At 61.8% G+C, this 13,364-nt stretch carries 12 protein-coding genes and 1 riboswitch; of the genes, 3 read left to right on the plus strand and 9 right to left on the minus strand.

Annotated features, from left to right (window positions below; translation table 11 throughout):
- Positions 1-732: 732 nt before the first annotated feature.
- Positions 733-1,623 (plus strand): aromatic amino acid DMT transporter YddG, encoded by an 891-nt coding sequence (gene yddG / locus ACO77H_RS13850; protein WP_169951437.1) that lies wholly within the window; start codon positions 733-735, stop codon positions 1,621-1,623.
- Here the strand turns inward: yddG and ACO77H_RS13855 are convergent.
- The 9 genes from ACO77H_RS13855 to ACO77H_RS13895 form a co-directional block, all read right to left on the minus strand.
- A complete protein-coding gene (locus ACO77H_RS13855) occupies positions 1,620-2,582 on the minus strand; it encodes an arsenic resistance protein (RefSeq protein WP_432755697.1) in 963 nt (320 codons plus the stop codon). The genes yddG and ACO77H_RS13855 overlap by 4 nt on opposite strands.
- A gap of 134 nt (positions 2,583-2,716) precedes the next feature.
- Positions 2,717-3,976 carry a carbohydrate porin gene (locus ACO77H_RS13860; protein ID WP_172311197.1) on the minus strand — a complete coding sequence of 420 codons (1,260 nt, stop codon included), beginning with the start codon at positions 3,974-3,976 and terminating at the stop codon, positions 2,717-2,719.
- 92 nt (positions 3,977-4,068) lie between these two features.
- Positions 4,069-6,474 (minus strand): glucose/quinate/shikimate family membrane-bound PQQ-dependent dehydrogenase, encoded by a 2,406-nt coding sequence (locus tag ACO77H_RS13865; RefSeq protein WP_432755698.1) that lies wholly within the window; start codon positions 6,472-6,474, stop codon positions 4,069-4,071.
- A gap of 50 nt (positions 6,475-6,524) precedes the next feature.
- Positions 6,525-7,958: an ArnT family glycosyltransferase gene (locus tag ACO77H_RS13870; protein ID WP_262386247.1), complete on the minus strand. Its 1,434-nt coding sequence runs from the start codon at positions 7,956-7,958 to the stop codon at positions 6,525-6,527.
- Entirely contained in the window at positions 7,958-8,944 is a 987-nt protein-coding gene (locus tag ACO77H_RS13875; protein WP_432755699.1) for a glycosyltransferase, read from the minus strand. Before ACO77H_RS13875 ends, ACO77H_RS13870 begins: the two co-directional genes overlap by 1 nt.
- Complete coding sequence (locus ACO77H_RS13880) at positions 8,925-9,332, minus strand: GtrA family protein (RefSeq protein WP_432755700.1); 408 nt, start codon at positions 9,330-9,332, stop codon at positions 8,925-8,927. The genes ACO77H_RS13875 and ACO77H_RS13880 overlap by 20 nt, the downstream gene beginning before the upstream one ends.
- 184 nt (positions 9,333-9,516) lie before the next feature.
- A complete protein-coding gene (mntP, locus tag ACO77H_RS13885) occupies positions 9,517-10,080 on the minus strand; it encodes a manganese efflux pump MntP (RefSeq protein WP_432755701.1) in 564 nt (187 codons plus the stop codon).
- A 4-nt stretch (positions 10,081-10,084) separates the two neighbouring features.
- Positions 10,085-10,257: riboswitch (yybP-ykoY riboswitch) on the minus strand.
- Positions 10,258-10,309: 52 nt separating this feature from the next.
- A complete protein-coding gene (locus tag ACO77H_RS13890; protein WP_432755702.1) occupies positions 10,310-11,695 on the minus strand; it encodes an ATP-binding protein in 1,386 nt (461 codons plus the stop codon).
- On the minus strand, positions 11,692-12,354 hold the full coding sequence (locus tag ACO77H_RS13895; protein ID WP_170057384.1) for a response regulator: 663 nt from the start codon (positions 12,352-12,354) through the stop codon (positions 11,692-11,694). Before ACO77H_RS13895 ends, ACO77H_RS13890 begins: the two co-directional genes overlap by 4 nt.
- Before the next feature lie 159 nt (positions 12,355-12,513).
- Here ACO77H_RS13895 and ACO77H_RS13900 point away from each other — a divergent pair, with 159 nt between their 5' ends.
- Both ACO77H_RS13900 and ACO77H_RS13905 read left to right on the plus strand, forming a co-directional pair.
- Positions 12,514-12,780: a PepSY domain-containing protein gene (locus tag ACO77H_RS13900; RefSeq protein WP_170057383.1), complete on the plus strand. Its 267-nt coding sequence runs from the start codon at positions 12,514-12,516 to the stop codon at positions 12,778-12,780.
- On the plus strand, positions 12,780-13,325 hold the full coding sequence (locus ACO77H_RS13905; protein ID WP_170057382.1) for a cytochrome b/b6 domain-containing protein: 546 nt from the start codon (positions 12,780-12,782) through the stop codon (positions 13,323-13,325). The genes ACO77H_RS13900 and ACO77H_RS13905 overlap by 1 nt, the downstream gene beginning before the upstream one ends.
- Positions 13,326-13,364 lie beyond the last annotated feature (39 nt).

Raw genomic sequence — 13,364 nt, forward strand, 5'->3', positions numbered from 1 at the left:
GAGGTGCATCCGCCAATGTATTTGAGATGGGCGGATCATGCTCGGCAGTGTGCTATCTCACGAATCGAATGAAACAAAGGTAACTATCATTCGGAATGATATAAGCGCCAGCCAAGCCCTCTAGCATGGGGCTTTCGTTAGGGTGCTATCAATCCCGTTGATGACAAGACACTGTTGCGCGAACTGCAACCAACCAAACAGCCTTGCCTTGAAGTGATCCCCCTGTGGGAGCGGGCTTGCTCGCGATGGCGGCTGTTCAGTCACTATTTTTGGCGGCTGACCCACCACCATCGCAGGCAAGCCCGCTCCTACATTTGAATTGTGGTATGGCCACAATTTTCTACTCGCTGAGTTCCCACTGTGGGAGCGGGCTTGCCCGCGATGGCGGCTGTTCAGTCACTATTTTTGGCGGCTGACCCACCACCATCGCGGGCAAGCCCGCTCCTACATTTGAATTGTGCTATGGCCACAATTTTCTACTCGCTGAGTTCCCACTGTGGGAGCGGGCTTGCCCGCGATGGCGGTAGGTCAAGTAAGGATGTGGCGGCTGACCCACCGCCATCGCAGGCAAGCCAGCTCCTACAGTTGATGTGTGGCGTGGTCATGATTTCTGCTCTCAATGAGATTGCTTGGTTGTGGTTCCCACAAGGAGACAAGCAATACCCCAGCGTGTACCGTTGCGGCCTTTGTGCCGCAGGTGCTGTGGCTGTGGACATTCTCAGAGAGGCATCCATGCAGATCAGGGGGGAGCGGGCCGCGACGGTGTGTGGTTTGGTCGCGATTGTTTTATGGAGCACCGCCGCCGGTTTGATCCGCAGTGTCAGTGAACTGTTCGGGCCCTTGGGGGGCGCGGCGCTGATCTACACGGTAGGCGCGATACTGCTGCTGGCCTGGCTGGGACGGCCGCGCCTGCGCGCCACGTCCTGGCGCTACCTGATCATGGGCAGCGGGTTGTTCGTGGCCTACGAGGTCTGCCTGTCCCTGGCCCTGGGTTTTGCCAGCAACCGCAACCAGGCGATTGAGCTGGGGGTGGTGAACTACCTCTGGCCGTGTCTGACGGTGTTGTTGGCAATCGTCATGAATGGCCAGCGAGCGCGCTGGATTATCGTGCCAGGCTCGGCGCTGGCGCTGTTTGGCATCCTGTGGGTGGTCAGTGGCGATGGCCTGGCATTGGCAACCATCGTCGCCAATGTGCAATCCAACCCCCTGAGCTACAGCCTGGCCCTGGGCTGTGCGATCACCTTTGCCTTGTATTGCAACGTCACGCGGCGCTACGCCGGCGGGCAGAACCTGGTGGTGTTGTTTTTCATCCTGACGGCGGCGCTGCTATGGGCAAAATTCGCCTTCAGTGCCCAAGTGCTGCCGGCTTTTACCTTGGGGAGCAGCCTGGAATTGCTCGCCACGGGCATCGCCATGGCGGGCGGCTATGCGCTGTGGAATATCGGTATCCTGCGCGGCAACCTGACCTTGCTGGCGACCGCGTCCTATGGCGCGCCGGTGCTGTCGTCGGCCTTTGCAGCGCTATGGCTGGGCGCTCACCTCACCCCGCAGTTCTGGCAGGGTGCGGTGCTGGTGACCGCGGGCTCGCTGGTGTGCTGGCACGCGACACGGGCGCAACCCTAGCGGCTGCGCCAGACCAGGGCCGGGATCACCCGGATATAGACCAGCTCGAACACCAACTCGATCAAGGTCTGGGTGATGACGGCGGCGGCGGCCAGGGCGCGGATATCTTCCGGCAGGGCCAGCGCCAGCGGCAAGACCACCAGTGAGTTGCGGGTCGCGCTGCTGAACGTGACCGCGCGCGCGGTGCTTGCCGGCAAGCGAAAGGCCCACGCCGTGAGTGCCCCGACCACTGGCGCCAACAGCATAAAGCCTAAGTAAACCGGCACCACCGGCAACAACTGCTCGATCTGCTGCGCGACAAACGCGATCTGCGAGCCAATCACCACGATCAGCACCGCCGCCATGGCCGGCACCGGCATCCATGCCCAGCCATCGTTCCAGCGCTCGAGCAGGCGCGAGTGCCGGGCGCCCGCGCAGGTCAGCACCGCCAGCAGCAGTGGTGCCACGATCAGCAGCAAAAAGGCCTCGACAAACGGGCCGATAGAAATCGCCACCGCGGCGTCACCGGAAGGTATCAGCGCCAGGTACAACGGCAGCAGGGCCAGTTGCAGCAACAGCAACACCGGGGTGGCGGCCAGCGTCAGCCGCGCGTCGCCTTTGCCAATGTGGGTAAACACCACCACGTAGTCGATGCACGGCGTCAGCAGCACCAGCAACGCGCCGATCAGGATGGCCGGGCGCTCGTTCAAACCACGGGTCAAGCCCCAGACCAGCAGCGGGATCAACACGAAGTTGGCGATCAGCAGCGCCGCCATAAAGCGTTTATTGGCCAGCCCCTGGCGCAGTTGCAGAAACGGGATCTGCAGGAACATGGCGTACATCAGCACGGCGATTGCCGGGGTTACCAGGGCGCCAAGCCCCGCTGCGGCCTGCGGGGCGAGCAGGCCACCGAGCACGGCGCCGATGACGGCGACAAGGTAGACGGGGATCTGGTTCTGCTCAAGTTGTTCTCGGGTCACGGGGTGTCCTTGTCACGGGGGGCTGTGCGCGCCGTGCAGGGTAACCGAAACCAGGCACTCATTTTTGACTGAGTGCCGCCACCGAAAGCCCGGACGCGACGAAGGTCAAATCCGACTGCCTGGAAGTCAGCACTTCAGAACGTCGCCTTCACCTGCAGCCCCAGTATCAGCGCATTGTCGATCTTCTTTGCGGCGAACGCCCCTGGCTCAATGATGTATTGCACATCCGGGCGCAGGGTCAGCCAGGGCGTGGCCTGGTAGCCGTAGCTCAGTTCGAGCAACTGTTCGGCACTGTCAAGGTTTGGCAAGGCACTGTCTTGGGCTTGGGCGGCCTGTTGCAGTACATCGCGGCTGCGGGGGTTGGGTACGGCGCGGCCGTACCCCAGGGCTACGGTGTCCCATGGTCGGCTGGCGAACGGCTTGTACAGCACCAGGCCGGCGCCATACCAGCGAGTGAACGGCGAGGCCGCCTTGCTGGCGGCCGAGTATTGGCCGAACGCATGCAAGGTCCGGCCCTCTGAGGCCTGGGAGTTCCACAGGGCCTGGTCGACCAGCAGATAATGGCCGCCGCGCCCGCTGACGTACTTGGCGCTGCCGATGCGCTGCACGTTGGAGCTGTCGTAGTAGTAGCCAAGCTTGTATTCGCCGGGCAGATCGCTGGCGTGCTTGTAGACCAGCTCGATGGGCACCACGGTGCCGGTCGTGTGCTTGGGCCCCAGGTGCCAGGCGCGGCTGGAGTTGCCGTTGCTTTGCGGGTCGACATTGAACGCCGCCACGCGTAATTGCCAGGCCGGCGAGAAGTCATACTTCACCCGTGCGCCCAGGTGAGCGTTGGGGTAGTTGGTCCAACCGCTGCCGCCGGACATGTTCAGGGGGTGCCCGCAGAAACCGGCGTTCATGAAGTTGCACAGGATCCCGCTGTCGAGGCCGCCCAGGTCGTTGCCCATGGCCATGTAGCCGAGCTTGAGGTTCAGGGCCGGCGTGAACAGGGTGCGCTCATAACTCAGTTCGGTCAGACGGGTGTAGAGCCCGCCGTAGTTTTCCTGGATCGGCAGGCGGTTGCCCACCAGGTCTTCGGAGGCGCTGTTGCCACGCCGGTCGTTGATCGTCAGTTGGATCTTGTCGCCGTTGTGCAGGCCATACAATTTGCCCAGGTCCAGTTGCACGCCAAGCTTGATGTTTTGCGAGTAGCGCGCCGAACGATGCTGGCCGCCATTGGCGTTATAGGCGGTTTCGCCGCTGTAGTCGCCGGTGAACTTGATGCCTTGCTCGTCGAGCTGATGGCGCAGGCCACCCCAGTCGCCGGTGAGGGGGCTGCCGTAGGCGGGCAGCGTGGCGCCCAGCAGCAGGCTGGCGAGCAGGCGCAGAGACAGAGTATTAAACGCGGGGGACATGCGGGGTCTTCCTGGAAAAATCACGATACCTGTGGGAGCCGTGCAGCCCGGCTCCCACATTCAAATGGCGGCGCATCAGCGCCGCGCGGGGCTCAAGGCAGGGCGTAGGCGATCACGTAGTCGCCACGGTCGGTGGATTGGCGCGCGCCGCCCGCAGTGATGACCACATACTGTTTGCCGGTTTTTGGCGACACATAGGTCATCGGCCCACCCTGGCTACCCACGGGCAGGCGGGCTTTCCAGGCTTCTTCGCCATTGGCGCTGTTGAAGGCGCGCAGATAGAAGTCCTGGGTGCCGGCGATAAACACCAGGCCGCCTTGGGTCGACAGGGTGCCGCCCAGGGTCGGCAGGCCAACCTTGATCGGCAGGTGCATGCGTATACCCAGCGGGCCGGTGTCTTCAACGGTGCCGACCGGTACTTGCCAGGCAATCTGCTGGGTCTTCATGTCGATGGCGGTGAGAGTGCCGAACGGTGGCGCCTGGCACGGAATGCCGGCCACCGACAGGAAGCGGTTTTTGTTCACCGCGTAAGGCGTGCCCTTGAGCGGCACCGCGCCCATGCCGGTGTTCAACGCCTCGCCACCGGAGGAGGCCTGGGCCTTGTTTTGCGAGGGGATCATCTGGATCCATAGGCCCAGGCGCATGTCGTTGACGAAGATAAAGCCATGCACCGGGTCGGTGGAGATACTGCCCCAGTTCATTCCGCCCAGGGAGCCGGGGAAGCTCAGTGATTTATCGGTGCCCGGTGCGGTGTACAGGCCGTCGTAGCGCATGCTCTTGAAGTCGATGCGGCACAGCAGCTGGTCATAGGGGGTTGCGCCCCACATGTCCGCTTCGCCCAGGGTCTGCGCGCCGATCTGTGGCATGCCCACGGACCTTGGCTGGGTGGGCGAGTACGGTTCATTGGGAATGTCCGCAGCCTTGACTGGCACCTCTTGTACCTCGGTCAACGGCTTGCCGGTAGCGCGATCGAGTACATAGATCTGCCCGGCCTTGGTGCCGATCACCACGGCGGGTACGGTCTTGCCGTCGGCCCGGGGGAAGTCGATCAGGCTCGGTTGCATCGGCAAGTCGAAGTCCCAGAGGTCATTGTGGACGGTCTGGTACACCCACTTTTCGGCACCGGTGGAGGCGTCCAGTGCCAGCACCGAGGCGCCGTACTTGTGATTGAGCTGGGTGCGCTCCACACCATAGATATCGGTGGACGAACTGCCCATCGGCAGGAATACCGTGTTCATCAGCGGGTCATAGGACATCGGCGCCCAGCTGTTGGGGGTGCTGCGCACATAGGTGCTGCCGGCTGCGGGGGCCTGCTTGTCTTCAGGGTTGCCCGGGTCGAATGCCCAGCGCATCTGCCCGCTGATCACATCAAAACCACGGATCACGCCGCCCGGCATATCGGTCTGGACGTTATCGGCGACGCGCCCGCCAACCACTACGGTGGTGCCGGCGATCAATGGCGCGGAGGACAACTGGTAATAGCTGTCCGGCACATTGCCCAGGCCGGCTTTCAAATCCACTTGGCCGTGGTTGCCAAAGTCCTCGCAGAACTCGCCGGTATCGGCATCCACTGCAATCAATCGAGCATCGATGGTATTGGTCAGCAGGCGCCGCTGGCACTGCGCACCGGCCGGCACGCTGGCGGCAATGATCGGCGAGCTGTTGGCCTGGGTTGGCTGGGCGATGGGTGCGGTGGCATCGAAATAGGCCATGCCACGGCAGCGCTGCCACACCGCCGACTGGGCGTTGATGGTGTTCTTCCACAGCTCTTTGCCGGTGTCGGCATCCAGCGCGATCAGGTTGTTATGGGGCGTGCAGATAAACACCTTGTTGCCGATCTGCAAGGGTGTGAGTTGATCTTCGGCGCCATTGCCGTCGCTGATGGCCACATCACCGGTGTGATAGGTCCAGGCTACTTTAAGCTTGTCGACGTTGGTGCGATTGATCTGGTCCAGCGCTGCAAAACGGCTGCCGCCTTCGGTGTTGCCGTAGTGCGCCCAGTCCTTCTGCGCCTCTGCCGGGGCCACGGGGGTCAAGCCCGGGCCTCTACCGTTGGGCGCGACACTGGGGTGGGCGACAAACATATTGCCCGCCGCCACGGCCAATGCCAGCGCCAGCACGCCCGCCACGCTGAAGGCGCCACGGCGGGTGCCCGGTGCCAGCAACGGATAGGCCAGCGCCACCGCAAGACCAATGGCGGCGAACATGAACAACCGCGAAAACAGTGGCCAGAACACCAGGCCTACATCCACCACAGCCCACACGGCAGTGCCAAGCAAAAATGCGGCGAACAACCAGGCACCTGCTCGTTTGCGCTTGGCAATCAACAGGCCGGAAATGGCCATGGCCACGCCGCCGATCAGGAAGTAGCCGGAGCCGCCCAGGCTCAGCAGTTTTGCGCCGCCGACGGCCAACGCCACGCCGAGCAGGGCGATGATTACGCCCAAGCCCAGCAACAGGAATCGAGAGGCGCCAGCGGCGCGGGGTGTGTGTTTCATGTCGAAAAACCCGAGGGTGATGGTCCAGGGGAGTAATGATAGCAAGCTAATTAACTGCTTGGTACATTTTGTATGGCATTTACAGATCCTGTACCGCACTTAAACAACACACTCTGGCTGGCCCGCAGTTGTTCGACGCAGTTCAACGGCTGCAACTCCTGGAGACCGCGCTTGAGGTCACGTTCGCGGCGGGCGATGTAGAACGTCCGGTCATCGGGCAGGCTGCTCAAGTCGTCGATCTGGCGCGCCTGGCCCTTTGTGTAGAACTCTCCCGAATAGGAGCGGCGGCCCCAGTAGTAAAGGCTTCCCGGCGCGCTGGCTTGCAGTTGCTGCCAGGCGTAGGCGAGGTCGCGCTGGTTGTTGGGCCGATCAAAGGCACGGCCATCGATTGCGGCAATCGGCAGCCACACAGGCAAGAGCAGTGCCAGCATCAGTCCAGTGACTATTTTCCCGGTGCTCCAGCGCGCCTGATTGAGCGCGCCTGCCAGTAACAGGCTCCAGGCCGGTAGGGCCGGCAACAGGTAAGTCCACAGGATATTGCCGGAGAACGTGAAAAAGGCCGGGGTTGCCAGGGCCCACAGGGTGATGAACGCGTAGTAGCGTCCCGACAGCACCGAGCGGCGAAAGCCAATGTAGAGCGCGGGTAGCAGCAGGGTCCACGGGAAAAACGCCAGCAGCAAATCCAGCCAGATAGCACCGATTGGCCGGGCATGGGCACTGCCGTACAAGTCGCCGGCCCAATCGCTGACGACATAGCGCTTCCAATGCTCGCCCACGAGGAAGTAATCAAGAAAGCCGGGGGTGCGTTGTTCGGCAAGCAGGTACCAGGGCACGGCGATCAGCAGCATCAGCAAAACGCCGGTGAGCCAGGGCAAGCGCAAAAAAGCGCGCCACTGGCGATAACCAACGGTCCAGGCGAACGCGGGAATGGCGACCAAGACCACTGCCAATGGCCCCTTCGCCAACAGGCCAAGACCCAGGCCGGCGAATCCTGCCAGCGCCCACCGCCGGTCGCCTTGTGCCACGCCGCGCCAAAAGCCGTAGGTGGCCAGCAGGACCGAGAAACTCAGTGCCGGATCAGTCAGCACCACCCCCGCTGACAGCAGGCCGAGGGTCGAGCTGGAAAAGATAATCGCCGCCAGCACGGCGGTTTTTTCATCCGCTTGCTCACGGGCAAAACGAATGATGATCAGGCAACTGGCCACATGAAACAGCCACGCCGGAACACGAATCGCGAATTCATTGATGCCCAGCCACTGCATGGCCAGCGCCTGGCTCCAGAACGACAGCGGCGGCTTGCCCCAAAACGGCACATCCACCTCGAACAGCGGGGTTACCCAGTTACCGAGTACCAGCATCTTGCGCGCCATTTCTGCATAGCGGGCCTCTGAGGTGTCCATCAGCGGGTAGAGCCCCAGGCTTGCCAGGCGCAGGCCCAAAATGGCGATCAATAGCAGCCATAGCGTACGGGTCGTCATAGTCATCAGCGGTTTTCTTGTTCGCGAGGGTGTGTGGGGCAGGTGTGTTCCGGGCGTTCAGGGGTTTCGCCGAGCAGCCTGTCGAGCAGGTAGATGGGACGCTGCCTGACCTCGCTCAACGTGGCGCCCAGGTATTCGCCGATCATCGCGATGCCCAGGGCGATGAACGCGGCGATGCCCATGATCACGTGATGGGAACTGAAGGTGTTGACGCTCACCTGATAGATGATCAGGACCAGGGTCGCGATGAAAATCACCAGGCTGAGCAGGCTGAACCAGCGCAACGGCTTGCGCGAGAGGGCCAACACACCTTCGATACCCAGGTCGATCAGCGCCAGCGGCCCCCATTTGCTGAGGCCGGCGCTGCGTGGTTCACGGTCGTAGGGCAGCTCGACGGTATTGAACCCCAGCCAACTGATCAGGCCCTTCATGAACCGTGTGCGCTCGGGCATGCATCGCAGCGCTGCCAGGGGCGCAGGGCCAATCAGCCGGAAGTCGCTGACGTCGGCAGGCACATCAAACTTGTCGGCCAGGAAGTTCATCAGTTTGTAGTAGAGATGGGCACTGATCCGTTTGCTTGACGTATCAGACAGTCGAGTGCGGCGCTGCATATTGACAATATCGCTGCCAGTCAGCCAATGATGAACCATTAATGGAATAAGTTCGGGTGGGTCTTGCAGGTCTGCGTCAATAAATAACAACCCATTGCCACCGGCATAATCAATACCGGCGACCATCGCCGCTTCCTTGCCGAAGTTGCGGCTCAGGTTCAGGCAGCGAACCCCCGGTACCCGGCAATAACCCGCCAGCAGCGCCAGTGTTTCATCGCGACTGCCGTCGTTTACATACAACACTTCATGGCGAATGGTTAATGTGTCCAGCACAGCCATTAATCGTTTATGAAAGAGTGGCAGTACCTTGGCTTCGTTATAACAGCAGACAACCACACTGAGCAGCGGGCGCAGAGGGCGCTCAGGTCTTGATGGGTTCATGGCGAAAGCTCCAGTGCTGATTGATTCGGTATGTGAGCAACGTCAGGGCGAGGGTGGTCAGCCCTTGCATCAGCCATAGGTGCCGGGGCCAGAGCGCCAGCAGCAAGGCCATCAGCCCCAGGTTTGCCGCGTTATAGGCGAGGGCCGTGATGCAAAAGCGCAACCATTGATAAGTATCGGGTGGGCGGGGGGTTGTGAACGTCCAGCGTTTGTTGCCTTGGTAACTTACGGCGGTGCCGATTAGTCCACCCAGTAAAGTCGCTATTAATGCCGGTAGCGCCAACGACAATAACAAAAGTGTTAGGTAGTGAGCGCCGGTGGCAAGTACTCCAACTGTCAAATAACAAGGTAGTCGCGCGCAGGTGTTGTGGGACGCAGGGGCTGTCATCGAGAGAGTTACACGTATTCAAGAGTCTGTATGGCGCTGACTTTAACGACTCATGAATGTGAAAATGTGAAAAAGATGTTTGAAGTGGCTCATATTGCCAAAGTGTAATTTTAGTGTTGGCTAGTTGTTATAAGTCACCTATAGAAAGGGGCAGTCGGTCCCTTTCTATAGGATAGATGGAGGATTAGACCGACAGGTGCTCATACAAAATCGTTGCACCCACAATCATCAGCACGACCCCGCCCACGATCTCTGCACGTTTGCCGAACATCGTGCCGAGGACCCGGCCGAGCATCACACCAATGGTGACCATGGTCATGGTCGCCAGGCCGATGGCGGCAGCGGCCACCCAGATGTTCACATCGACAAACGCCAGGCCGACGCCCACCGCGAGGGCATCGATGCTGGTGGCAAATGCGGTGACGGCAAGGACCAGGAAGGAGTGCTGGGCGCTTTTCTCTTCGGCCTCGTCTTCGTGCTTGAGGCCGTTGTAAATCATGTGCAGGCCCAGTACCACCAGCAAGGTGAAGGCGATCCAGTGGTCCCAGTCTGCCACCCAGCGCGTGGCGGCCTGGCCGATCAGCCAGCCGATAATCGGGGTGATCGCTTCGATGACGCCGAAAATCAAACCGGTACGCAGCGCTTCCGACAGGTGTGGTTTGTGCAGGCTGGAGCCTTTGCCGATCGCGGCGGCAAAGGCGTCGGTGGACATGGCCAGGGCCAGGAGAATGAGGGAAACAGGATTCACGGGCGCTCTTCCAGTCGGGCTATGAGTCAACGACACAACCACACGCCCGACTTTAGGCATGGATGTGTCGCTGGTCTCACCAACCAAAAGGTGTTCGTACCACGGCAGGTTGCCGAGAATGTTGATACGAACGCTTGCGAAAGACTCGCAAGCAGGCTACTCCCCAACGAGGTGCGGGATCTTATGCGGGCAAACATGAAAAAAACGTCAAAACCGCCCCGCGGGCTGCTCAACCTTTAGGAAGCGGCGCGCCCTCGTTGATCCGCAGTTCAGCGCACAGCCCGCCCTGGGGCAGGTTGTACAGCTGCAAGGTGCTGCCGATCTTGCTGACGATCATCTGCACAATCGCCAGGCCCAGCCCGGCGCCATTGGCATGCCCCTGGCTGTAGAACCGCTCGAACAGGCGCGCATATTGACCTTCGTCGATACCCGGGCCGGCGTCCTCGACACTGATGTACACCGCCCCCGACGCCTGCGGCTGCACCTGCACGCGGACCTCGCTGCCGGGTGGGGCGAAGTTCAGCGCATTGGTCACCAGATTCTGTAGGGCGATCGCCAGGGCGACGGGGTCGGTCTTGACCAGGCAGTGGTGGTCGCTGTCGAGGATCAACTCGATACCTTTTGCCAGCGCCAGGGGCGTCAGTTCGGCCAGTTCCTCACGCACCAGCGCGGTCAGTTCCACATCGCATCGATCGGGGTTGGCCAGGCGCGGCTCGATACGCGCCATGGTCAGCAACTGGCTGGCAATGCGTGTGGCGCGGTCGACGGCGCTGACCAGGAACTCCAGGGCTTCCTCCCGTTGTTGTGGGGTGCTGGCCAACTGGGCGTTTTGCGCATGGATCCGCAGGATCGCCAGGGGCGTGCGCAATTCGTGGGCCGCATCGGCGATAAAACGGCGCTCCCGCGCCAGCAGGTTGTCGATCTGTTGCAACAGGCGATTGAGCGCGGTCTGCATGGGCTCCAGGTCGTGGGGCAGGGGGCGCAGGTTGAGCGGCTTGAGGGTTTCGGTATTGCGTCCACGGATGGTGTGGGCCATTGCGCGTAACGGCTGCAACCCCCAACCGATGGTCAGCCAGATCAAGGCGGCCAACAGCGGCACGCCAATCACACTGGGCCACAGCGTATGGCCGACGATGCGCTGGATCAGGTCCTGGCGGATGTCATCCCGCTCGCCCACCCAGATCAGCAGCCCTTGCTGCGGATCCTTGAGCAGGAAGGCGCACCAGTCATGACCGTTCTCCACCAAGTCGTGGGAACCGAGGGTCGCGGGTGGTGCCTTCAGTTCCGGGGCTTCTGCCGAGCGCACCAGCAACTGGCCGTCACTGCGCCATACCTGGAACGTCAGGCGGGTCTCGTAAGGGTGCGCCGCGCCATCTTCGCCCACGCGGCTCATGGCGGCGTCGAAGGCCTGGTAGAGCCGGTTCCAGTCGTTGTCACCCGGCGCGCGCTGTGCCAGCACGCCTTGCAGCAGGCGCGCACTTTGCGCGAGCTGGGCGTCATACACTTCTTCGATCTCGTGGTGGCTGTCGCGCAGCACCAGCCAACTGATCAGCACATCGCCCAACAGGACGAGGATCAGCACCGGCACCAGGATGCGTGTGCGTATCGAGGTCATGGCTTGAGTTCCATCACATACCCGACGCCGCGCACCGTGCGGATCAACTCGGTCGAAAGTTTTTTGCGCAGGTTATGGATCAGCACTTCCAGGGTGTTGCTCTCGACTTTTTCCTGCCAGCCATACAAGGCGCGGGACAGGCGCTCGCGGGTCACCACGTTGCCGGGGCGCGCCAACAGTTGGTGGAGCAGTTGGTACTCCATCGGCGTCACCACCACCGGGTTGCCATGCCAGGTGACCTGTTGGCCAACCGGGTCCAGGCACACGCCCGCATGCTCCAGCAGTGGCTGCGCGCGCCCGTGGCTGCGCCGCAGCAAGGCACGGATGCGTGCCTTGAGTTCGTCGACATCGAAGGGTTTGACCAGGTAGTCGTCAGCCCCGGCATCCAAACCGGCAATCCGTTCGGCGGTGCCGTCACGGGCAGTGAGGATCAAGACCGGCAGGTTCAGTGGCTTGTCGCGCAGTTGGCGCAACAGGGCCAGGCCGTCGAGGCGTGGCAGGCCGAGGTCGAGCAGCAACAGATCGAAGCTTTCGCTGCATAACGCATGCAACGCGCTGGCGCCGTCCTGCAACCAGTCCAGGGTATAGCCCTCGCTGCTCAGGGCGACGCGGATGCCTTGGCCGAGGGCCCGATCATCTTCGACCAACAATAGGCGCATGGTGTGTTCCCGGGTGTGATATCGGCGGCATCATGCCGCTGGCGAGGCGGTGGTGGCAGCCCGGGTGACGAGAAACATGTAACCACTCATGTCCAACTAAGACTTGGTTAAGATTGGTTTTGCACAGTGGGGCCTTCCTCACCGAGCGAGAGTGTTTCCATGGGCAAAATTCTGTTGTTGTCGCTGATTGTCGCCAGCCCCCTGGCCCTTGCCGGCCCGCAATGCACCACTGCCGAACGCTCGCAATGGCAAGACCCGCAGGCGTTCCAGGAGCAGTTGAAGGCCCAGGGCTACCAGATCAGCAAGTTCAAGGTCACCGATGGTAACTGCTACGAGATCTACGGGTTCGACAAGGACAAGCGCAAGGTCGAGATCTACCACGATCCGGTCAGCGGCAAAGCGGTCAAGACCGAGATCAAGGGCTGATGCCGGGCAACTCCATAGCACTGTGGGACCCGCTGGTGAGGCTGTTTCACCTGTCCATCGCCGGGGTCTTTGTCGCCAACTACTTCTTTACTGAAGCCGGTGACGACTGGCATGTCTGGCTTGGCTACTACGCCATGGGCTGGCTGCTGGTACGGCTGCTGTGGGGTTTTGTCGGGCCACGCAGTGCGCGCTGGGCGGACTTCTGGCCGACCCCGGCAAGGCTCGCCGCCCATGTGCGTGCCCTGCGCGCCAGGCGCCCGGAGCATCGCCTCGGGCACTCGCCGTTGGGCGCACTGGTAATGCTGTTGATGCTGCTGGCGATGCTGACGGCGGGCCTGAGCGGCTGGGCCATGGAGGAGGTCGATGCCTTGTGGGGCGCCGATTGGCCGTTGCAGGTGCATGAAACCGCGGTCGATGGCCTGCTGGTGCTGGTCTGCCTGCATATCGCAGCGGCGGTAGTTGAAAGTGTCCAGGTACGCGACAACCTGCCGTTATCGATGCTGACCGGTCGCCGGCGTCGGTTGCCGGATGATGCTGCGCACTGAAGCCGCTGTCCTGTGTTTACTCCCCACCCTGCATTTGCC

The sequence above is a fragment of the Pseudomonas sp. WMBT8 genome (genome assembly GCF_050916005.1).
GTDB lineage: Bacteria > Pseudomonadota > Gammaproteobacteria > Pseudomonadales > Pseudomonadaceae > Aquipseudomonas.

What these genes read in the sequence shown, in the direction of transcription:
- ACO77H_RS13895 (WP_170057384.1), bottom strand. Translation starts at nt 12,354, where the DNA reads ATGCGCCTATTGTTGGTCGAAGATGATCGGGCCCTCGGCCAAGGCATC.
- yddG (WP_169951437.1), top strand. Translation starts at nt 733, where the DNA reads ATGCAGATCAGGGGGGAGCGGGCCGCGACGGTGTGTGGTTTGGTCGCG.
- ACO77H_RS13860 (WP_172311197.1), bottom strand. Translation starts at nt 3,976, where the DNA reads ATGTCCCCCGCGTTTAATACTCTGTCTCTGCGCCTGCTCGCCAGCCTG.
- ACO77H_RS13870 (WP_262386247.1), bottom strand. Translation starts at nt 7,958, where the DNA reads ATGACTATGACGACCCGTACGCTATGGCTGCTATTGATCGCCATTTTG.
- ACO77H_RS13890 (WP_432755702.1), bottom strand. Translation starts at nt 11,695, where the DNA reads ATGACCTCGATACGCACACGCATCCTGGTGCCGGTGCTGATCCTCGTC.
- ACO77H_RS13905 (WP_170057382.1), top strand. Translation starts at nt 12,780, where the DNA reads ATGCCGGGCAACTCCATAGCACTGTGGGACCCGCTGGTGAGGCTGTTT.
- ACO77H_RS13865 (WP_432755698.1), bottom strand. Translation starts at nt 6,474, where the DNA reads ATGAAACACACACCCCGCGCCGCTGGCGCCTCTCGATTCCTGTTGCTG.
- ACO77H_RS13900 (WP_170057383.1), top strand. Translation starts at nt 12,514, where the DNA reads ATGGGCAAAATTCTGTTGTTGTCGCTGATTGTCGCCAGCCCCCTGGCC.
- ACO77H_RS13880 (WP_432755700.1), bottom strand. Translation starts at nt 9,332, where the DNA reads ATGACAGCCCCTGCGTCCCACAACACCTGCGCGCGACTACCTTGTTAT.
- ACO77H_RS13875 (WP_432755699.1), bottom strand. Translation starts at nt 8,944, where the DNA reads ATGAACCCATCAAGACCTGAGCGCCCTCTGCGCCCGCTGCTCAGTGTG.